Source organism: Enterobacter sp. CGMCC 5087 (assembly GCF_003144775.1).
Taxonomy (GTDB): Bacteria; Pseudomonadota; Gammaproteobacteria; order Enterobacterales; family Enterobacteriaceae; genus Enterobacter; species Enterobacter cloacae_M.
Genome location: NZ_QFXN01000066.1, coordinates 78567 through 99657 on the forward strand (window position 1 = coordinate 78567; position 21091 = coordinate 99657).

Genomic DNA, 21091 nt, shown 5'->3' on the forward strand with positions numbered 1-21091 from the left:
GCATCAAAGAGGGGTTAGCCGACGAACATTACCGACACGCACAGCACCCCGACGATCAGCGTCAGCAGGTTGCCAATGGAGCGGTACGGTTTCAGGGAGGGGATCAGATACGTCGACAGCGTCGGCATGATAAACAGGATCATGGCGATAAGCGGGCCGCTGATGGCGTAAATCATCGAAATGGCGTTCGGGTTAATGCAGCAGACGGCAAAGGTGATTAACGACACCCCCATAATGGAAATCGCGCGGTTGAAGGCGCGGCTCTTTTTCACGCCCACCTGATTAAGCGACGACTTCACGATCTCCGTCGCCCCTTCAATCACCCCAAAATAGGTGCCGAGGAACGATTTCGACATCGCAATAATCGCCACGATAATCCCGGAAATGCCCAGCCACGCCGGTGAAGAAGGCATCATCGACAGCGCGGACAGGATCGTCACCCCTTGCTCTTTGGCGGCCACAATGTACGACGGCGGGATAGAGAGCAGGCAGCTGAAGACAAAGAACAGCACGCTCAGGCAGATAATGAGGTACGCCACCTTCATGATTTTCTTGCATTTATCCATGGCGCCGTCGGCAAACTTCTCGCGACGGTCAACGGCAAACGTTGAGATAATCGGGGTATGGCTGAAAGCAAATACCATCACCGGAATCGAAATCCACACCTGGTGCAGCGTATGGCGATCGACGGCCATCTGGCTGGTCAGCAGCGAGGGTTGCCAGCTGCCGATCAGGTAGAGCGAGACAAACAGGAAATAGGCAATCAGCGGAAACACCAGGAAGCCCATCACTTTTATCGTGATATGGCGACCCATCAGGAAGATCAGATTCAGGACCAGCACCACGCCCAGGCTGACCAGCACGCGAACGGCGGTATCCACCGTCAGGTGTTTCGCCAGCTGCTCCGTGAGCGAGTTGGTGATGGCCACCGCATAAATCTGCACCACCACAAAGAAGGCGATGAAATAGAGCGTGGTGATCAGGTTGCCAATCTTCCTGCCGTAGTAGTGCGAGACGGCGCCGGTGATCCCTTCGTTGCCTTTTGTTTTTGACGACAGGATAAATTGCGCCAGCGCTTTGTGCGGCCAGTAGGTTAAGGGATAGGCCACGAGGGCGGTAATAAACAGGACGATTGCGCCTGCGGAGCCCAGCTGAATGGGCAAGAACAGCGTTCCTGCGCCCACGGCCGTGCCATAGAGAGCGAAACTCCAGAGAGTCTCATCTTTTGACCAAATTTTCGACATTAGAGCAACGTATCAACTATCAAACCATCGGAATGGCGTGCAATTTACCATAGTTATGCCTGAAGAGCGCAGTTGCTTCGACGGAGTTTGGCCGGAACGGGCGTCCGGCCAGAGGCTGTTTAGCCTGCCAGGGCGCGTCGTTGCTGGCGACGCTTAAGAAATTTCTCGCGCAGGCTATCGTACGCCCAGTTATAGAACATGGTGTACGGCAGGAAGAACAGGAAGAAACCTATTTCCAGCGTGAATGCCTGAGGCAGGGTAACGCCCAGCACGGCGGCGACAATCGACACGCCAATCACAATAAACCCGCATTCGAACCCCAGCGCATGCAGCGCACGGACTTTTGCGGTACGTTTGACGCGCTGAACGGGCCAGAAACGGTCGAAGCCAAAGTTATAAATAATGTTCCACAGCATGGCGGTGGTGGCCAGAATAATGGTCAATCCCCCCATCTCCACCACGGAACGCTGCATTAGCCACGCCGCCGTAGGGGCGAGGATCGCCGTAGCAATCCCTTCGAAACAGACAGCATGAAAGATCCGCTCCGGCAGCTTACGTTGGAGTGCATCCTGATGTTGCATAGTCATAGACCTCATTAATTCGCCGGTATGGGCGTTGATGCAGCCTATTTTTATCGCTAAAGCTGATATATTAAAGATAGTATCCATCGCTAAAGTAGATAGGTTATGCGCTATTCACCCGAAGCCCTTACCGCGTTTGTCGAGACCGTTGCGGCGGGCTCTTTTTCCGCTGCCGCACGCCGGCTGCGTAAAAGCCAGTCGACGATCAGCACGTCCATTGCCAATCTTGAAGCCGATCTCGGTTTCGAGCTGTTTGACCGCTCGGCGCGTCAGCCGGTGTTAACGGTCCAGGGAGAACAGGTGCTGGGCTACGTGCAGGCTATCCTGGCCGCCAGCACGCGGCTGGACGAGCTGGCGGTGTCGCTAACGGCGAAAACGGAGGCGCGTCTGACGTTTGTCCTTTCCGATACCCTCAACCCGGACGTGCTGGAAGATATGATGAAACAGTTTGACGCGCGTTTTCCCCATACGGAATTCGAATGTCTGATTGGCGAGGAAGAGGACGTGATCGATCTGCTGCAAAAGGAGCGCGCGCAGGTTGGCCTGACGGAAGCGCGCGACGGTTACCCTACGGATATTGGCGTCACCCGGTTGCCGATGCAGACCCGCATGGCGATCTACGTCGCGACCACGCATCCGCTGGCCGGACAACATGACGTTCAGCATGACGAGCTGCACGGCTGGCGCGAGCTGCGGCTCAGCACCTATCTTGAGCGCGAGGCTGAGATCGCGCGCGGGCCCGTCTGGTCAGCACCGAATTACCTGTTACTCTTGAGTATGGCGGTACAGGGATTTGGCTGGTGCGTGCTGCCGTGTGCGCTGGTGGATGAATTTGCCGCCGCGAAATCCCTGGTACAGCTCAATGTTCCCGGCTGGCCGCGGGCGATCGGCATCGATCTGCTGTGGAATAAACGATCCCCTCCCGGCGTTGCCGGCAGCTGGCTGCGGCAGTATCTGCAGGATGCGCGCTGATCCTTGTGATTAAACTCACTATTTTTAAACAATTAAGATAATTGCCAGTAACAATCCTCTACTATCGTCATGTCATTTAACACAGAGGTCGTGATGAAAGATGTCGTAATAGTGGGTGCGTTGCGTACAGCTATCGGCTGTTTTCAGGGAGCGCTCGCGCGTCACTCGGCGGTTGACCTGGGCAGCGTGGTCGTAAGAGCGCTGGTGGAACGCAGCGGGATTGCAGCACATGAAGTTGATGAGGTGATCCTGGGACAGGTTCTCACGGCCGGTGCCGGGCAAAACCCTGCGCGTCAGGCGGCGCTGAAGGGCGGGCTGCCCAATACCGTTTCGGCCATCACCATCAACGACGTCTGTGGCTCAGGATTAAAAGCGCTGCATCTCGCGACGCAAGCCATTCAGTGTGGTGAAGCGGACGTGATCATCGCGGGCGGGCAGGAGAATATGAGCCGCGCGCCGCACGTGTTGACCGACAGCCGGACCGGCGCACAGCTTGGCAACAGTCAGCTGCTCGACAGCCTGGTGCATGACGGGCTGTGGGATGCGTTCAATGACTATCATATGGGCGTGACGGCGGAAAACCTGGCGCGCGAGTACGGCATCAGCCGTGAGGTGCAGGATGCCTATGCGCTAAGCTCGCAGCAAAAAGCGCGTGCGGCGATTGATTCCGGTCGCTTTCGCGACGAAATTGTCCCGGTCAGCGCGCAGCGTCAGAGCGGCGAGCGTATCCTCGTGGATACCGATGAACAACCGCGCACCGACGCCAGCGCTGAAGGCCTGGCGAGGCTGAACCCCGCGTTTGAAATGCAGGGCTCGGTGACGGCGGGAAATGCCTCTTCCATTAACGACGGCGCTGCCGCCGTCATGATGATGAGCGAAAGCAAAGCCCTTGAACTCGATCTTCCGGTCCTGGCCCGCATTAAAGCATTCGCCAGCGTGGGGGTTGATCCTGCGCTAATGGGGATCGCACCGGTCTACGCTACCCGCCGCTGCCTGGAGCGCGCGGGCTGGCAGCTTTCGGATGTGGATCTGATCGAAGTGAACGAAGCCTATGCCGCGCAGGCGATCTCCGTCGGAAAAATGCTGGAGTGGGATCCTCTGCGGGTCAACGTTAACGGCGGCGCGATCGCGCTGGGGCATCCTATCGGTGCGTCCGGCTGCCGGATCCTGGTTTCGCTGGTCCACGAAATGAAAAAACGTAATGCCCGCAAAGGGATTGCCACACTCTGTATAGGCGGCGGGCAAGGGGTGGCGCTGGCCATCGAGCGCTAACCTCTTCTCAATCAAAATGACCTCCTCCGGGAGGTTTTTTTTCGCGTCCTTTTTCTCCCGGCGGTTGAATTGTGATCCGAACATCATTTCCGCTATAAACAAAAAATAAAAATGAAACGTTGTTTTAAATATAATTGAAAAGCCCACTTTATGCCGATAGTATGTGCTCATCATGAAAAACGGAACGCTGTTTCGTTTATTTCCGCCTTCGGGCATGACCACATCTGGAGGTTACCGTGGACGTCAGAGAAAGCATCCACAGTGCGCACGCCAAAACGCTGGATACTCAGGGGCTGCGCAATGCATTTTTAGTCGAGCAGGTATTCGAGGCCGACAGGTACACCATGGTTTACAGCCATATCGACCGCATTATTGTAGGCGGGATTATGCCCGTCACGAAAAGCGTCTCCGTGGGCGGTGAGGTCGGTAAACAGCTGGGCGTGAGCTATTTCCTCGAGCGTCGCGAACTGGGGGTGATTAACATCGGCGGGCCGGGCACCATCACCGTAGACGGACAGTGCTATGAGATTGGCCACCGCGAGGCGCTGTACGTGGGCAAAGGGGCGAAAGACGTGGTCTTTGCCAGCATCGACGGCAGCAGGCCAGCGAAGTTTTACTACAACTGCGCGCCGGCTCACGCCACCTGCCCAACCAGGAAAGTGACCACGGCAGACGTCGCGCCCGTGACGCTGGGCGACAACCTCACCAGCAACCGCCGCACCATCAATAAATACTTCGTGCCGGACGTGCTGGAGACCTGCCAGCTCAGTATGGGATTGACCGAGCTGGCACCGGGCAACCTGTGGAACACCATGCCGTGCCATACCCATGAGCGCCGCATGGAAGTCTACTTCTACTTCAATATGGATGAGGACGCTTGCGTGTTCCACATGATGGGACAGCCGCAGGAAACGCGCCATATCGTGATGCACAACGAGCAGGCGGTGATTTCACCGAGCTGGTCCATTCACTCCGGCGTAGGGACGAAAGCCTACACCTTTATCTGGGGAATGGTGGGTGAAAATCAGGTCTTTGATGATATGGACCACGTTGCGGTCAGCGATCTGCGCTAGTCGCGGGCGGTGAAGCATAAACCTGCCTGTGAGTGACAGGCTCTGAAAGAGTAAGGAATAAACATGATTCTGGATGCATTCTCTCTGCAGGGAAAAGTGGCCGTGGTTTCCGGGTGCGACACCGGGCTGGGTCAGGGGATGGCGTTAGGCCTGGCGGAAGCGGGCTGCGATATCGTCGGGATTAATATCGTTGATCCGACTGAAACCATCGAACGCGTGACGGCCCTGGGCCGCCGTTTCCTGAGCCTGACCGCTGATCTGCGTAAAATCGATGCCATTCCTGAACTGCTGGACCGCGCGGTGGCTGAATTCGGTCATATCGACATTCTGGTGAACAACGCCGGGCTGATCCGCCGCGAAGACGCCATCAGCTTCAGCGAGCGCGACTGGGACGACGTGATGGATTTGAACATCAAGAGCGTATTTTTCATGTCCCAGGCGGCGGCGAAGCATTTTATTGCGCAGGGGAAAGGCGGCAAAATCATCAATATTGCCTCTATGCTCTCGTTCCAGGGCGGCATCCGCGTGCCGTCGTACACCGCGTCCAAAAGCGCCGTAATGGGCGTGACCCGCCTGCTGGCAAACGAATGGGCGAAACATAACATCAACGTGAATGCGATTGCGCCGGGCTACATGGCGACGAACAACACGCAGCAGCTGCGTGCGGACGAGCAGCGTAGCGCGGAAATCCTCGACCGCATTCCGGCCGGACGCTGGGGGCTGCCGAGCGATCTGATGGGGCCGATTGTCTTCCTGGCCTCCTCCGCATCGGATTACATCAACGGCTACACCGTGGCTGTAGACGGTGGCTGGCTGGCGCGTTAATTCCACCCGTATTAAGAACCTCTGCCCGTGGGCGGAGGTTTTTTTTGCGCAATAATTGGCTTAGTCCATATCGATAAAGATGAAAAATCCATACTAAAAAAATCACAAATGACGGCAATCACACTTTTATTGCTTAAATATTAACTGATTAGTAAAAAAGCGTGATTATTCGCCATGAGTTGAAATTGTAATGTCCATCACAGAACCGTATTCCGTAGCGGAATAATCCATAACTTCGCGATTTCCGGCCTGACACTTTTCCTCGCTTTCTCGTAATTTCAGTTAACGAATTTTGCTGTTGAGGCAGGAAAAATATGACATCGATAAATGACTCTACCTTAATGCCCGCTGCGCTGCGCGATACTCGCCGCATGAACCAGTTTGTCTCCATTGCCGCCGCCGTGGCGGGCCTGTTATTTGGACTGGATATCGGCGTCATTGCCGGCGCATTACCGTTTATTACCGATCACTTTACCCTCAGCAGTCGCCTGCAGGAGTGGGTGGTGAGCAGCATGATGCTCGGAGCGGCCATTGGCGCGCTGTTCAACGGCTGGCTGTCGTTCCGCCTGGGGCGCAAATATAGCCTGATGGTCGGGGCAATTCTGTTCGTTGCCGGCTCCATTGGCTCGGCGTTTGCCGCTAACGTTGAAATCCTCCTGCTCTCCCGCGTGCTGCTGGGCGTGGCGGTGGGGATTGCGTCCTACACGGCGCCGCTTTATCTCTCCGAAATGGCGAGTGAAAACGTGCGCGGCAAGATGATCAGCATGTATCAGCTGATGGTCACGCTGGGTATTGTGCTGGCGTTCCTGTCTGATACCTACTTCAGCTACAGCGGCAACTGGCGCGCGATGCTGGGCGTGCTGGCCTTACCGGCGCTGGTGCTGATCGTCCTGGTGATTTTCCTGCCAAACAGCCCGCGCTGGCTGGCGCAAAAAGGGCGTCACGTGGAGGCGGAAGAGGTCCTGCGCATGCTGCGCGATACCTCGGAAAAAGCGCGCGAAGAGCTGAACGACATCCGCGAAAGCCTGAAGTTAAAGCAGGGCGGCTGGGCGCTATTTAAGATCAACCACAACGTGCGCCGCGCGGTCTTCCTCGGCATGTTGCTGCAGGCGATGCAGCAGTTCACCGGGATGAATATCATCATGTACTACGCGCCGCGCATTTTCAAAATGGCCGGGTTTACCACTACGGAACAGCAGATGATCGCAACCCTGGTGGTCGGGCTGACCTTCATGTTCGCCACCTTTATTGCGGTATTCACCGTGGACAAAGCCGGGCGTAAACCGGCGCTGAAAATTGGCTTCAGCGTGATGGCGCTCGGCACGCTGATTCTCGGCTATTGTCTGATGCAGTTTGATAACGGCACGGCCTCAAGCGGGCTTTCCTGGCTTTCTGTCGGTATGACCATGATGTGTATCGCAGGTTACGCGATGAGCGCCGCGCCGGTGGTGTGGATCCTGTGCTCCGAGATTCAGCCGCTTAAATGCCGTGACTTTGGCATCACCTGTTCCACGACCACCAACTGGGTGTCGAACATGATCATCGGCGCGACCTTCCTGACGCTGCTGGACGCGATTGGCGCAGCGGGAACCTTCTGGCTCTATACGGTGCTGAACGTCGCATTTATTGGCGTCACGTTCTGGCTGATCCCGGAAACCAAAGGCGTGACGCTGGAACATATCGAGCGCAAGCTGATGGCAGGGGAGAAACTGCGGAATATCGGCGTGCGATCGTAATGACTGTTTAAGCGTTCAACACAAGTCAGAGTTGGTAAAATGGTTAGTCATTACAATAATAACGTAATGAAATTCACTACCAACTCTGGCAGGGAAGGATGAATAGAGGGATTTGAACTTAGGATAATTCTTAGGATAATGTATCATCGGAACACCGCTGTTATTTGCGCAACAAAAAACGCATCCTAAAAAGAAGAATGTCTATGTCTGAGATGGATATCAAAAAAAGCACCGATCTTGATTTTCCCCGTTATGCCTCCCCGGTAATACACGCTAAAGAAATTGATCTTTTCGGTTTACTAGCGGTCCTTTTGGCGGCCAAAAAACGCATTGTCACCATTACCCTTGCTTTTGCACTGGCGGGGCTGGCCATTTCATTTTTACTGCCGCAGAAGTGGACCAGTAAAGCAGTGATCACTCAGGCAGAATCGTCGCAGTGGAACCCGCTGCGCCAGATGATGGTAGCGTTGCAGGTACTTGACGTGGACGCGAAAATTTCCCGTCCGGAAGTCTTTGACATGTTTATTAAAAAGTTTCAGTCGCAGTCATTGCTCGAAGAGTACCTGAAATCCTCTCCTTACGTGATGTCACAACTTAAAGATGCCGAGGTGGATCCGCTTGAGCTGCATCGGGCGATAGTTAACATTTCAGACAGAATGAAAGCGGTGAATGACGCTCAGGGAAAAGACGCGGATAAAGCGCCTTTTGTTTCCTGGACATTGAGCTTCACTGCCCCGACAGCTGACGATGCGCAAGCCGTTCTGAATGGATACATCGATTATATCGCGGCTATTGTTGAAAAAGAGACGGTGCAGAATATCCGCAACCAGATCGCCCTGAAAAAGAACGTCGTTGAGCAGCAGCTGGAACTGGATCGTGTCCGTCTGACCAATATTCATAATACCAACCTGCAGCGACTGAATTATTCGCTGGAAGTGGCAAATGCCGCAGGCATTAAGAAACCGGTTTACAGCAACGGGCAGGCCGTAAAAGATGACCCGGATTACTCCGTTGCGCTCGGCGCTGACGGTATCGCGCAAAAGCTGCAGATCGAAAAAAATCTGAAGGACGTGACCGAGCTGAATGCGGATTTCCAGAACCGGGAATACCACCTCGCACAGCTGAAAAAGCTCTCCTTTGCCGATGTTAAACTTGAGCCATTCAGATACCAGCTTTCTCCCTCCATGCCGGTGAAAAAGGATGGCCCGGGCAAGGCTCTGATTGTCGTTCTGGCGGCGCTTCTGGGGGGCCTGTTTGCCTGCGGTAGCGTTTTATTGCGCGAGGCGATGCTCGCCCGTACTTCGCCGCCGGAGCCGGTAGTGGAATAAGCTCTGCAGTTTAAAAAGGCGCTGAATACAGCGCCTTTTTTTATGTGCATCGGTTGTGTTAAAAATGAAACACAGATAAGGAGGGATGATGAAAACGATCGGCCTGTTAGGTGGAATGAGCTGGGAATCGACAATCCCTTATTACCGCCTGATTAATGAAGGGGTAAAGCAGCGTCTGGGCGGTCTGCACTCCGCAAGCCTGCTGCTGCATAGCGTTGATTTCCATGAAATCGAAGCCTGCCAGTCGAGCGGGGAATGGGATAAAGCCGGGGAGATCCTGGCCCAGGCGGCGCTGGGGCTGGAGCGCGCCGGCGCCGAGGGTATCGTGCTTTGTACCAATACCATGCACAAAGTGGCGTCGCATATTGAGAACCGCTGCGCGCTGCCGTTTCTGCATATCGCGGACGCAACCGGGCGTGCGATTGCGGCATCCGGGATGCGCCGCGTAGCGCTTTTGGGGACACGCTACACCATGGAACAGGATTTTTATCGTGGACGTTTGCACAGTGAATTTGGGATCGAGAGCCTGATCCCGGATGAAGAAGATCGCGCGCGCATCAATCAGATTATCTTTGACGAGCTCTGCCTCGGTACCTTCACCGAATCTTCCCGCGCGTATTACGTCAGCGTCATCGATAAACTCGCGCAGCAGGGGGCTGAAGGCGCGATCTTCGGCTGCACCGAGATTGGCCTGCTGGTGCCAGCCGAGCGAAGCCCCGTCCCGGTATTCGATACCACCGCCATCCATGCCGCGGATGCCGTGGCGTTTATGCTGTCATAACGGGTTTTGCAGGTCAGGTAAGCGAAGCGCCACCTGACGCGCGTGCTCCTTTAAGTGTTCGGTGAACGCGTCCACCAGCGCGGAAGCCGGACGGTGCAGCGGGCGGATCAGGCTCACGGTGAACGGGACGGAGACGCTAAAGCGGCGGATGACGATCCCGCTTCCGGCATAGTCCAGCGCCGTGAGCGGATTCACCACCGCGACGCCAACGCCTGCACGCACCATCGCGCAAATCGAAGCCGCGCTGTGCGTTTCCACCACCATTCGCCGTTTGACCTGATGCTCGGCAAACAGCGTATCCAGCAGCTGTCTGTAGCTGTCGGTCTGCGAAAGGCTAATGTAGTTTTCCCCGTGGAAATCCTCCGGTGTGAGCACCGCCTTACCGGCAAGCCGATGCCCTGCGGGCAGAACGCATACTTCATCTAACGAGATCAACTCCGTGCGCGCCGTTCCCGCCGGCGTGGAGAGGGTTTCGGTCAGGCCTAAATCATGGCGCTGAGCCGAAAGCCACTCTTCAAGCAGGGGGGATTCCTGAGGCACGATAGTGAGGCTGACCTCCGGGTATCGGGCCAGAAAGGGCTGCAGCAGCATCGGCAAAAAGGATTGCGAAAAGACGGGCAGGCAGACGATCGACAGCTCGCCCTGGCGAAACTCGCGCAGGCTTTCCGCAGCACTCACTATTCTGTCCAGTCCGTACCAGGAGCGCTGGACTTCCTCGAACAGGCGCAACCCCTGCACCGTCGGGTGAAGCCTGCCCCGGGTGCGCTCGAACAGCTTCAGCCCCAGCACTTTCTCGAAGCGGGCCAGCTCGCGGCTCACCGTCGGCTGCGAGGTATGCAGCATCTGTGCGGCTTCGGTGAGATTGCCGGTGGTCATCACGGCGTGAAAAATCTCGATGTGGCGTAAATTGACGGCGGGCATAGGGCACCTGAAAGCAGATAACTGTCCATATCATTTTTGCATAGACTCGCGATAAAACGATATTTTTTATTCTCTTTGCGCTGTGGCGTAATCATGAAAACGCATTTACCCGGAGAAGACCATGCCACGCCCGCTGAACCAGACTGATACCGATTTGAACGCCGACAACCTGCTGCGCCTGCCCGCCGAGTTTGGCTGCCCGGTGTGGGTCTACGACGCGCAGATCGTTCGCGAGAAGATCGCCGCCCTGCATCAGTTTGACGTGGTGCGTTTTGCCCAGAAGGCGTGCTCAAATATTCATATTCTGCGCCTGATGCGTGAGCAGGGCGTGAAGGTCGACTCCGTCTCGCTTGGCGAAATCGAGCGCGCGCTGGCGGCCGGATTCGATCCGAAAGCCGACGGCGACGCGATCGTTTTCACCGCCGATGTGATCGACGATGCGACGCTTGCGCGCGTCCACGAACTGCAGATCCCGGTGAATGCCGGCTCTGTGGATATGCTGGAGCAGCTGGGTCAGGTTTCTCCCGGCCATCGCGTCTGGCTGCGCGTGAATCCGGGCTTTGGTCATGGTCACAGCCAAAAAACTAATACCGGCGGCGAAAACAGCAAGCACGGGATCTGGTATGCCGATATGCCTGCGGCGCTGGAGGTATTACAGCGCTACGGCCTGAAGCTGGTGGGAATTCATATGCACATTGGCTCTGGCGTCGATTACGGCCACCTGGAGCAGGTGTGCGGCGCGATGGTGCGCCAGGTTGTCGACTTCGGTCAGGATCTGGAGGCGATCTCTGCCGGTGGCGGTCTCTCCATTCCTTATCGCGAAGGCGAAGAGGCGATCGATACCGATCACTATTACGGTCTGTGGAGCGCTGCGCGTGACCAAATCGCCGCGCATCTGGGTCACGCGGTGAAGCTGGAAATTGAGCCGGGTCGTTTCCTGGTGGCGGAAGCCGGCGTGCTGGTTTCGCAGGTGCGCAGCGTAAAAGATATGGGGTCTCGCCACTTCGTATTGATTGATGCAGGCTTTAACGATCTGATGCGTCCGTCCATGTACGGCAGCTATCACCACATTACCGCCCTGGCTGCCGACGGCCGCGATTTAACGCAGGCGCCGCGGATTGAGACGGTCGTTGCGGGACCGCTGTGCGAATCGGGTGACGTGTTCACTCAGCAGGAAGGCGGCAAAGTGGAGACCCGCGCGCTGCCAGAGGTCAAACCGGGTGATTATCTTGTGCTGCATGATACCGGTGCCTACGGGGCGTCGATGTCATCTAACTACAACAGTCGCCCGCTGCTGCCGGAAGTGCTGTTTGATAACGGCAAGGCACGGCTGATCCGTCGTCGTCAGACCATTCAGGAACTGCTGGCTTTAGAACTCATCTGATGAAAGTAGGGCCCCGTTGTAACCGAATCGCGTAACACCAGCGTGCCGGTAAACGGCGGGATGGCAGCGACCGGCTGGTTTTTTGCCAGCCGGATCGCCTGATCGATGGCCGTGACAATCATGTTGTCGATGGGCAGATAAACCGATGAGAGCGCAGGCTCCAGCCATTTCGCGCTTGGGGCATCGTCAAAGCCGAACAGTGAAATATCCTGCGGAATTTTAAGCCCTGCCTGGTGTAACGCTTTGGACGCCCCCAGGGCCATATCGTCGTTACAGGCAAACAGGGCGCTAAACGGCACACCGTCGGCAATCAACTCCTTGCACAGCTCGTATCCCTGCGTCATTCCCGCATCGCCGTACTTTATCCGACGCTCGTCCAGGCGAATGCCGTGCTTTTCCAGCGCCTTACGGTAGCCCATCAGCCGCGCTTTACCCGTGGGGGTGTGGATCGGAACGGTGATACAGGCGATCTCCCGATGGCCCTGGGCGATCAGGTAATCCACGGCCTTAAACGCGGCATCCTGCTGTTCGAAAAATACGCAGCGATCCGGCGCCTGGCTCACTTCTCGGTTAATGACCACCAGCGGCGTTTTCACGTTGTTCATCAGTTTGACGATCGCTTTTTCGCTCATGTAGCGCGTGTAAAGCACGATGGCATCGCACTGGCGATCGGCCAGCATCTGCACGGCCTGTTCTTCCTGTTCCGGCGCGTCGTGACCGTCGGTGACGATCAGCTGTTTCCCGTGAGTTTCCGTCTGCCGCGACGCCTGCTGGAGAAGACGACCAAAGTAAAAGCCGTCGAAGGTCGAGACGACCAGGCCAATGCTGTTGCTGGTCTGGTTAGCCAGCGAACGCGCGAGAAAGTTCGGGCGATAGCCCAGCTCTTCCATCGCAGCAAAGACCTGCTGACGCGTACTCTCTTTAACCTGACCCGTGCCGTTCAGCACGCGCGAGACGGTAGCCTTCGACACGCCCGCACGCAGTGAGACATCCAGCATTGTTGCCATTCTACATTCCTGCTTCCACGTAATGGTTTGCAGTTTAACACAGACCTCACGGCGTATAAGCGATGCGGGAGGCGCAAAACTTCTGCCACGATCACGCTTTTTGGTCACGATTCGTCTGGCCTGCGTGAAGTAAAACGAAATAGTCTGACTCTGGTAAAGTAATCGCCGAACCGAGCTGGGGCGACAGGCCAGCAAATAGACGAGAAAACGCAGGTGAAACGTGAAAAAGATAGCTATCCTCCCGCTTTACCAGGCACCGCACTATGCGGAGCAGGTCACCGACTGGCTCTGGCAGGCCTTTGGCGAAGGGCTTTCTCGGGAATTTTTCCACAGCATTATTGAGCACAGCCAGACGCCGGGAGCATTACCGCTGACCTTTATCGCCGTAGAAGACGAACAGCTTGTTGGTACGGTAGGGCTTTGGCGCTGCGATTTGATCACCCGTCAGGATCTTTTTCCGTGGCTGGCGGCGCTCTACGTTGACGACGCGGCGCGAGGCAAGGGGCTGGCAGGAAAGCTACAGCAGCACGTTATTACCTGGGCCGCGCAGGCGGGATATGAAGAACTGCACCTCTGGTCTGCCTGCCGCGACTTCTACGAACGTTACGGCTGGCAGTATATCGGTGATGGGCTGGAATACCCCAACACCCGGGTTCACCTCTACCGTTATTCGCTCTGCGCTTCCGCAGGCGATGCAACGGAGTGACGGCGAACCAGCGTCGGGCTAAACAGATGCGTAATATCCGGCGGCTGGCGCTGTTCAGCCAGCGCTAGCGCCAGCTCGGCGGCCTGCGTTGCCATGGTGATAATCGGGTAGCGCACGGTGGTCAGACGCGGGCGCACGTAGCGAGAGACCAGCACGTCATCGAAGCCAATCAGCGAAATTTCTGCCGGTACCTCAATCCCGTTGTCATTCAGCACCCCCATTGCCCCTGCGGCCATCGAGTCGTTATAGCTGGCAACCGCCGTGAAATTTCGTCCGCGACCGAGCAGCTCGGTCATGGCCTGTTCACCGCCGCTCTCATCCGGTTCACCGTAGGCCACCAGACGATCGTTACACGGCAGGCCGTTTTCGCGCAGGGCGTCGTAGTAGCCCTGCAGGCGGTCTTCCGCATCAGAAATCGGATGATTGGAACAGAGATAGCCAATCCGGGTATGGCCCTGTTGAATCAGATGACGGGTCGCAAGCCAGGCGCCGTAGCGGTCGTCGAGGGCCACACAGCGTTTTTCAAACCCGGGAATAATGCGGTTGATGATCACCATTCCGGGCATCTGCTTCATCAGATGAATCAGCTCGGCATCCGGGATCATTTTGGCGTGAACTACCAGCGCGGCGCAGCGGTGGCGGATCAGCTGCTCGATGGCCTGGCGTTCTTTTTGCTCATTATGATAGCCATTGCCGATCAGCAAAAAATTGCCTGTCTGGTAAGAGACCTGTTCAACCGCTTTCACCATGGCGCCGAAAAAGGGGTCGGAAACATCACCCACTACCAGCCCAATGGTTTCGGTGGACTGCTGGGCGAGCGCGCGGGCATTGGCATTGGGATGATAATTCAGGGATTCCATGGCGGTTTGTACCGCCTGGCGCGATGCGTCACTGGCTTTTGGGGAGTCGTTAATCACTCGAGAGACGGTTGCCACAGACACACCTGCCAGACGGGCCACATCCTTTATTGTCGCCATTCATTACCTTCTTATTGGGGGTAAGCGTTTACACACCAAATAGTGTTGCGGAAAAGCGCCGCGCATTCAAGGGGAGCGGATTTTCGCTCTCCACAAACGTGACGCAGGACAACACTGGTAGTGTAATCGTTACACGCGCAGTCATGTCTGAAAAATGTCAATCTGAACCTTTGGTTACACTTTGCCTCAGGCTGTTGCGATTGTCCGATGGCAAGGATGTTAGAGAGGTTGATACAGTCGAAATCCCAGAGGTATTGATAGGTGGAGTCAACTCCGGTTGATTAACACGCTTACACCAGCCTGCGTTTTTACGCAGGTTTTTTTTTGCCTGAAAGTTCAACCTGTAACAGCAATAGAAAATATTCACACCTGGTTGCACTTCGGCTCATTCCCTTGCGTTTTCCTGCTGGCGAAGCGCAGGTCGAACGACCACAATCAAGATCCCAGAGGTATTGATTGGTGAGAATTCTTAGTACGGTTTCGTACTCATCTCTTGCACCAACCTGCGCGGATGCGCAGGTTTTTTTTCGCCTCCACTTTTGCTGTCGCTCCCGTATCACTTCTCGTGTAATCTGCCACCATTTACTATCAACCCTCCACACTGGCTGGCAAAGGGAGTTGAGATGCTATTTGGGTTCTTCCGTACACTCTTCCGTATTCTTTTTCGCATCCGCGTTACTGGCGATGCCCAGGCGCTTCGCGGCGAACGCGTTCTTATCACGCCAAATCATGTTTCCTTTATAGACGGCATTCTGCTGGCGCTATTTTTACCCGTGCGCCCGGTGTTTGCGGTCTATACCTCTATCAGCCAGCAGTGGTACATGCGCTGGCTCACGCCGCTGATTGATTTTGTGCCGCTCGACCCGACAAAGCCGATGATGATTAAGCATCTGGTGCGTCTGGTTGAGCAGGGGCGCCCGGTGGTTATTTTCCCGGAAGGGCGTATCTCCGTGACCGGTTCGCTGATGAAAATCTACGATGGCGCGGGGTTTGTTGCAGCGAAATCAAAAGCGACCGTGGTGCCGCTGCGTATTGAAGGCGCAGAGTTGACCCATTTCAGCCGACTGAAGGGGCTGGTGAAGCAGCGTCTGTTCCCAAAAATCACGCTGCATATTCTGCCGCCCACGTTGTTACCGATGCCGGACGCCCCGCGTGCCCGCGATCGCCGTAAAATCGCCGGGGAAATGCTGCATCAGATTATGATGGAAGCGCGCATGGCCGTGCGTCCGCGCGAAACGCTGTACGAATCTCTGCTTTCCGCTCAGCACCGCTATGGCGCGAAGAAAAACTGCATCGAAGACATCAACTTTACCCCGGATACCTATCGCAAGCTGCTGACTAAAAGCCTCTTTGTGGGCCGCATTCTTGAGAAATACAGCATGAAGGGCGAAAAGATTGGCCTGATGCTGCCTAACGCAGGCATCAGCGCGGCGGTGATTTTTGGTGCGGTTTCCCGGGGGCGCATCCCGGCAATGATGAACTACACGGCGGGCGTGAAAGGGTTGACCAGCGCCATCACCGCGGCCCAGATTAATACCGTCTTTACCTCTCGTCAGTTCCTGGACAAAGGCAAGCTCTGGCATCTTCCCGAGCAGCTCACCCAGGTGCGCTGGGTCTTCCTGGAGGATCTGAAGGCGGACGTCACCACCGGCGACAAGCTGTGGATTTTTGCTCACCTGCTGATGCCGCGTCTGGCGCAGGTCAAACAGCAGCCGGAAGATGACGCGATCATTCTCTTCACGTCGGGATCGGAGGGCAACCCGAAAGGCGTCGTCCACAGCCACAAGAGCATTCTGGCGAACGTTGAACAGATCAAAAGCATTGCCGACTTTACCGCGAATGACCGTTTTATGTCGGCGCTGCCGCTGTTCCACTCCTTTGGCCTGACGGTGGGGCTGTTTACGCCGCTGCTGACCGGCGCAGAAGTGTTCCTTTATCCAAGCCCGCTGCATTATCGCATTGTGCCGGAGCTGGTGTATGACCGTAACTGCACCGTTCTGTTCGGCACCTCAACCTTCCTGGGCAACTATGCGCGTTTCGCCAATCCGTATGACTTCTATCGCGTGCGGTATGTGGTGGCCGGTGCGGAAAAACTGCAGGAGAGCACGCGTCAGATCTGGCAGGACAAGTTTGGCCTGCGCATTCTCGAAGGCTATGGCGTTACCGAGTGTGCTCCCGTGGTCTCGATAAACGTACCGATGGCGGCGAAGCCGGGTACGGTGGGTCGAATTCTGCCGGGGATGGATGCGCGTCTGCTGGCCGTGCCGGGCATTGAGGACGGTGGCCGTCTGCAGCTGAAAGGGCCAAACGTGATGAACGGTTATCTGCGCGTGGAAAATCCAGGCGTGCTAGAGGTGCCGACGGCTGAAAACGTCAACGGCGAGGTTGAAACCGGCTGGTACGACACCGGTGATATTGTCCGTTTTGATGAACAAGGCTTTGTACAGATTCAGGGACGCGCGAAGCGCTTCGCCAAAATCGCCGGTGAAATGGTCTCTCTGGAAATGGTTGAGCAGCTGGCGACGGCCGTCTCCGCGGATAAGATGCATGCGACGGTGGTGAAGAGTGATGCCAGCAAAGGCGAGGCGCTGGTGCTGTTTACGACTGACGCTGAGCTTAAGCGCGACAGGTTACTGAGCTATGCGCGTGAACACGGTATTCCTGAACTTGCGGTGCCGCGCGATATTCGCTTCCTGAAGCAGCTCCCGGTGCTGGGTAGCGGGAAGCCCGATTTCGTGACCCTGAAAGGCATGGTTGAAGAGGCGGAACAGCAAAATGCGTGAGTCAGTACACACTAACACCTCACTGCGTTCAAAAGGCATGATGGCGGTCATTGCCGCGCAGTTCCTCTCTGCGTTCGGTGATAATGCGCTGTTGTTCGCCACGCTGGCGCTGCTGAAAGCCGAGTTTTACCCCGACTGGAGTCAGCCGATCCTGCAGATGGTGTTTGTGGGCGCTTACATTATCTTTGCTCCGTTCGTCGGGCAGGTGGCGGACAGTTTCCCGAAAGGCCGGGTGATGATGTTTGCCAACGGTCTCAAGCTGCTGGGTGCCGCCAGCATTTGCTTTGGCTTCAATCCATTTATTGGCTATACGCTGGTGGGCATTGGCGCCGCCGCCTACTCCCCGGCGAAGTATGGCATTCTCGGAGAACTGACCACGGGCGATAAGCTGGTGAAAGCCAACGGCCTGATGGAGTCGTCAACCATTGCCGCAATCCTGCTCGGATCCGTCGCGGGCGGCGTACTGGCCGACTGGCATGTCCTGGCGGCACTGGGCATCTGCGCGGTGGTGTATGGCGGGGCGGTTGTGGCGAACCTGTTTATTCCTAAGCTACCTGTGGCTCGCCCGGGGCAATCCTGGCGCTTTAAACCGATGACCGGCAGTTTCTTTACCGCCTGTCGCGTGCTGTGGCGTAACGGAGAAACGCGTTTCTCCCTGATGGGAACCAGTATGTTTTGGGGGGCAGGCGTCACGCTGCGCTTCCTGCTGGTGCTGTGGGTGCCGGTGGCGCTGGGAATTACGGACAATGCGACGCCGACCTATCTTAATGCGATGGTGGCCATCGGCATTGTGGTTGGGGCGGGTGTGGCGGCGAAGCTGGTGACGCTCGAGACGGTCGCACGCTGCATGCCCGCAGGGATCCTGATTGGCGTCGTGGTGCTTATCTTCTCGCTGCAACATGCATTATTGCCCGCGTATGTCCTCCTCATCCTGATTGGTATTCTGGGGGGGTTCTTCGTGGTGCCGCTGAACGCGTTGCTGCAGGAACGTGGCAAGCAGACCGTCGGGGCGGGGAATGCCATCGCGGTACAAAACCTGGGTGAAAACCTGGCGATGCTGCTAATGCTGGGGCTCTACTCGCTGGCGGTAAAAGTCGGTGTGCCGGTGGTGGGGATTGGCGTCGGGTTTGGCGGGCTGTTTGCGATTGCGATCGCGGGCTTGTGGATTTGGCAACGTCGGTGCTGATAAGTGCAGCCTGATGCCCTCACTCCGGCCCTCTCCTACAGGGAGAGGGAGCAAACCCTAAAAACGGCAACGTGCGTTGCCGTTTTGCTTTTATTACGGCGCAGGATACGTATAAACCTGATGCACCGCTTCAATCTCCGCTAACACCTCTTCACTCAGGTTCAGATGGAAACTCTCAATATTGGTTTTCAGCTGTTCCATCGTGGTCGCGCCCAGCAGGGTGCTGGCAACAAACGGCTGACGGCGCACGAAGGCCAGCGCCATCTGGGCAGGGTCAAGACCGTGACGCTTTGCGATATCCACATAGGCGGCAACGGCTTTCTGCGTCTGCTCGCCGCTGTAGCGGGTAAAGCGGCTAAAGAGGGTATTTCGCGCCCCCGCCGGCTTCGCGCCATTCAGGTATTTCCCCGTCAGCGTGCCAAAGCCGAGACAGGAATAGGCGAGCAGTTCCACTTCTTCATATTGTGTCACTTCGGCCAGACCAACCTCATAGCTACGGTTAAGCAGGCTGTACGGGTTCTGGATGGTGACGATACGCGGCAGATCGTGTTTATCCGCCAGGTGCAGATAGCGCATTACGCCAAAGGCCGTTTCGTTAGAGACGCCAATGTAGCGGATTTTTCCCGCGCGCTGGCACTCGGTCAGCGCTTCCAGCGTTTCCAGCAGCGTTACGGCGGGGGCGCTTTCATTCCAGCTGTAGCCGAGCTTACCAAAGCAGTTGGTTGGGCGCTGCGGCCAGTGCACCTGATACAGGTCGAGGTAGTCGGTTTGCAGGCGCTTCAGGCTGGCGTCCAGTGCGGCGCGGATATTCTTGCGATCGAGGATCTGATTCGGGCGGATCCCGGTATCGTTGTTGCGCGCGGGACCACTGACTTTTGATGCAATCACCAGCTTTTCACGGTTGCCGCGTTTTGCCAGCCAGTTACCGACGTAGGTTTCGGTAAGTCCCTGCGTTTCCGGACGTGGCGGAACAGGGTACATCTCTGCGACATCAATCAGGTTAATCCCCTGGCTGACGGCGTAATCGAGTTGTGCATGGGCATCGGCTTCGCTGTTTTGTTCACCAAATGTCATCGTGCCCAACCCCAGTTGGCTTATTTCCAGAGCGCTGTGGGGGATACGGTGATAATGCATAGCCGGCTTCCTCAGTAGACTTATAGACCGCGTCAGGGCGTGCCCGACAAAGGAATATAAACATGGCAGAGGGGAAGCAAAAGGGGAAGAAAAAAATCAAAAAGGCCAGCAAGCGACTGACCTCTCTCTGTTTATCGCTCGATAATTTGCGATACTTCGTCGCGATTGATCTGCATTTTATTGCCTTCCTGGTCACGGTAGCTGACCAGACCGGTATCATCGTCGACTTCGGGTTTGCCGTCGGTCAGGATCATTCGACCATCTTTTGTCGCCATGACGTAATCGCTGCTACAGCCCGATACGGCAAACGCTAAACCGACTGCTGAAACTAACACTGCCCATTTTTTCATCGTTATCGTCCTCATCTGGCGCGTATCAAATCATAATCTAGTATTAACCCGATATGGCGACTTGAGGAAGCGGTAAAATCTTAAAAAGCAGTCGATTATGTTTGAGAGCTCGCAAAATAAGTAAAAAACTATGTTTTTAACAGGAAATGACGGGCAAGGAGTGTGCCGGTGAAATTCTTTTTGAGATAAAAACCGCGCGGCAGCGTCAGTATCGGCTCGCCCTGCGCGCCGATTGCCTCGGTAAGCGCTTTGCTGTTGGCCGCTTTCGGGCGCAGCTGTAATACTTCTCCGTGTCGGGCTGTGATGCGCTCTACCTGCCCAAGCACAATCATGTCCATCAGCTCCTCCCAGTCCAGACGCAGCTGTTGCTCCTCATCGTCGTTCGGGCTCCAGAGCAGCGGCGCGCCAACGCGACGCTCAGCCAGCGGAATCTGACGCTCACCTTCAACCGGCACCCACAACACGCGCTTCAGCTTGTGGCGAACGTGGCTGGTTTCCCACGTCACGCCGGTGTTGCCGGTTAATGGCGCAACGCAGACGAAGGTGGTCTCAAGGGGCTTGCCCTGGCTGTCTATGGGGATGGTTTTTAACTCCACGCCAAGCGCTGCAAAATCCTGCTCGGGTTTGCTCCCTGCGCTGGCGCCCAGCCACAGCTCAAGCAGCATGCCGATCCAGCCTTTATCCCGTTTCAGATCCTTCGGGATCTGAAGCCCTGCCATTGCCGCCAGCTCGCCAAGCGAAAAGCCTGCCAGACGCTGTGCCTGCTGTAGCAACTGGCCCTCGCTGGACGGCGGTGAGAGCAAGGGTGTAAGCGGATGCATGAAGGTAACC

Annotated in this window: 19 protein-coding genes; 11 read left to right on the forward strand and 8 right to left on the reverse strand. The window is 56.3% G+C overall.

Annotated elements, in window-relative coordinates:
* Positions 1 to 14: 14 nt before the first annotated feature.
* Together DEO48_RS05895 and DEO48_RS05900 are read right to left on the reverse strand one after the other, a co-directional pair.
* Positions 15 to 1244, reverse strand: coding sequence for an amino acid permease (locus tag DEO48_RS05895; RefSeq protein ID WP_109844614.1), 1230 nt, complete (start codon positions 1242 to 1244; stop codon positions 15 to 17).
* Between the two features lie 119 nt (positions 1245 to 1363).
* Positions 1364 to 1825, reverse strand: a complete 462-nt coding sequence (locus DEO48_RS05900) for a multidrug/biocide efflux PACE transporter (protein WP_109844615.1) — start codon at positions 1823 to 1825, stop codon at positions 1364 to 1366.
* A 105-nt stretch (positions 1826 to 1930) separates the two neighbouring features.
* Between DEO48_RS05900 and DEO48_RS05905 the strand changes: the two genes are divergently transcribed.
* From DEO48_RS05905 to DEO48_RS05935, 7 genes are all read left to right on the forward strand, one after another.
* On the forward strand, positions 1931 to 2797 hold the full coding sequence (locus DEO48_RS05905; protein WP_109844616.1) for a LysR family transcriptional regulator: 867 nt from the start codon (positions 1931 to 1933) through the stop codon (positions 2795 to 2797).
* Positions 2798 to 2890: 93 nt separating this feature from the next.
* Positions 2891 to 4069: an acetyl-CoA C-acetyltransferase gene (locus tag DEO48_RS05910; protein ID WP_109844617.1), complete on the forward strand. Its 1179-nt coding sequence runs from the start codon at positions 2891 to 2893 to the stop codon at positions 4067 to 4069.
* Between the two features lie 236 nt (positions 4070 to 4305).
* Positions 4306 to 5142 carry a 5-dehydro-4-deoxy-D-glucuronate isomerase gene (gene kduI / locus DEO48_RS05915; protein WP_109844618.1) on the forward strand — a complete coding sequence of 279 codons (837 nt, stop codon included), beginning with the start codon at positions 4306 to 4308 and terminating at the stop codon, positions 5140 to 5142.
* 63 nt (positions 5143 to 5205) lie between these two features.
* On the forward strand, positions 5206 to 5967 hold the full coding sequence (gene kduD / locus DEO48_RS05920; RefSeq protein ID WP_109844619.1) for a 2-dehydro-3-deoxy-D-gluconate 5-dehydrogenase KduD: 762 nt from the start codon (positions 5206 to 5208) through the stop codon (positions 5965 to 5967).
* A 314-nt stretch (positions 5968 to 6281) separates the two neighbouring features.
* A complete protein-coding gene (locus tag DEO48_RS05925; protein ID WP_109844620.1) occupies positions 6282 to 7703 on the forward strand; it encodes a sugar porter family MFS transporter in 1422 nt (473 codons plus the stop codon).
* 203 nt (positions 7704 to 7906) lie between these two features.
* On the forward strand, positions 7907 to 9031 hold the full coding sequence (wzz(fepE), locus tag DEO48_RS05930) for an LPS O-antigen length regulator Wzz(fepE) (RefSeq protein ID WP_109844621.1): 1125 nt from the start codon (positions 7907 to 7909) through the stop codon (positions 9029 to 9031).
* 88 nt (positions 9032 to 9119) lie between these two features.
* A complete protein-coding gene (locus DEO48_RS05935; RefSeq protein WP_109844622.1) occupies positions 9120 to 9812 on the forward strand; it encodes an aspartate/glutamate racemase in 693 nt (230 codons plus the stop codon).
* On the opposite strand, the gene DEO48_RS05940 is transcribed toward DEO48_RS05935, so the two are convergent.
* Positions 9807 to 10733, reverse strand: coding sequence for a LysR family transcriptional regulator (locus tag DEO48_RS05940; protein ID WP_047646287.1), 927 nt, complete (start codon positions 10731 to 10733; stop codon positions 9807 to 9809). The two genes, DEO48_RS05935 and DEO48_RS05940, sit on opposite strands and share 6 nt — an antisense overlap.
* A gap of 121 nt (positions 10734 to 10854) precedes the next feature.
* Here DEO48_RS05940 and lysA point away from each other — a divergent pair, with 121 nt between their 5' ends.
* A complete protein-coding gene (gene lysA, locus DEO48_RS05945; protein WP_109844623.1) occupies positions 10855 to 12117 on the forward strand; it encodes a diaminopimelate decarboxylase in 1263 nt (420 codons plus the stop codon).
* Here the strand turns inward: lysA and DEO48_RS05950 are convergent.
* Positions 12087 to 13124, reverse strand: a complete 1038-nt coding sequence (locus DEO48_RS05950; RefSeq protein ID WP_109844624.1) for a LacI family DNA-binding transcriptional regulator — start codon at positions 13122 to 13124, stop codon at positions 12087 to 12089. The two genes, lysA and DEO48_RS05950, sit on opposite strands and share 31 nt — an antisense overlap.
* 229 nt (positions 13125 to 13353) lie before the next feature.
* Here DEO48_RS05950 and DEO48_RS05955 point away from each other — a divergent pair, with 229 nt between their 5' ends.
* Positions 13354 to 13830 (forward strand): GNAT family N-acetyltransferase, encoded by a 477-nt coding sequence (locus tag DEO48_RS05955; RefSeq protein WP_047060054.1) that lies wholly within the window; start codon positions 13354 to 13356, stop codon positions 13828 to 13830.
* On the opposite strand, the gene galR is transcribed toward DEO48_RS05955, so the two are convergent.
* The gene (gene galR, locus DEO48_RS05960; protein ID WP_023309052.1) at positions 13791 to 14807 is read right to left on the reverse strand and encodes an HTH-type transcriptional regulator GalR; all 1017 of its coding nucleotides are present in this window, start codon (positions 14805 to 14807) and stop codon (positions 13791 to 13793) included. The genes DEO48_RS05955 and galR overlap by 40 nt on opposite strands.
* Before the next feature lie 623 nt (positions 14808 to 15430).
* Here galR and aas point away from each other — a divergent pair.
* Both aas and lplT read left to right on the forward strand, forming a co-directional pair.
* Positions 15431 to 17590 (forward strand): bifunctional acyl-ACP--phospholipid O-acyltransferase/long-chain-fatty-acid--ACP ligase, encoded by a 2160-nt coding sequence (gene aas / locus DEO48_RS05970; protein WP_109844625.1) that lies wholly within the window; start codon positions 15431 to 15433, stop codon positions 17588 to 17590.
* A complete protein-coding gene (gene lplT, locus DEO48_RS05975) occupies positions 17583 to 18776 on the forward strand; it encodes a lysophospholipid transporter LplT (RefSeq protein WP_109844626.1) in 1194 nt (397 codons plus the stop codon). The genes aas and lplT overlap by 8 nt, the downstream gene beginning before the upstream one ends.
* Positions 18777 to 18869: 93 nt before the next feature.
* Here lplT and DEO48_RS05980 read toward each other — a convergent pair whose 3' ends face one another.
* The 3 genes from DEO48_RS05980 to mutH form a co-directional block, all read right to left on the reverse strand.
* Positions 18870 to 19910, reverse strand: a complete 1041-nt coding sequence (locus tag DEO48_RS05980) for an NADP(H)-dependent aldo-keto reductase (RefSeq protein ID WP_023309049.1) — start codon at positions 19908 to 19910, stop codon at positions 18870 to 18872.
* 131 nt (positions 19911 to 20041) lie between these two features.
* Positions 20042 to 20260: a YgdI/YgdR family lipoprotein gene (locus tag DEO48_RS05985; RefSeq protein ID WP_008499668.1), complete on the reverse strand. Its 219-nt coding sequence runs from the start codon at positions 20258 to 20260 to the stop codon at positions 20042 to 20044.
* 128 nt (positions 20261 to 20388) lie between these two features.
* Entirely contained in the window at positions 20389 to 21081 is a 693-nt protein-coding gene (gene mutH / locus DEO48_RS05990; RefSeq protein ID WP_109844627.1) for a DNA mismatch repair endonuclease MutH, read from the reverse strand.
* Between the last annotated feature and the right edge of the window lie 10 nt (positions 21082 to 21091).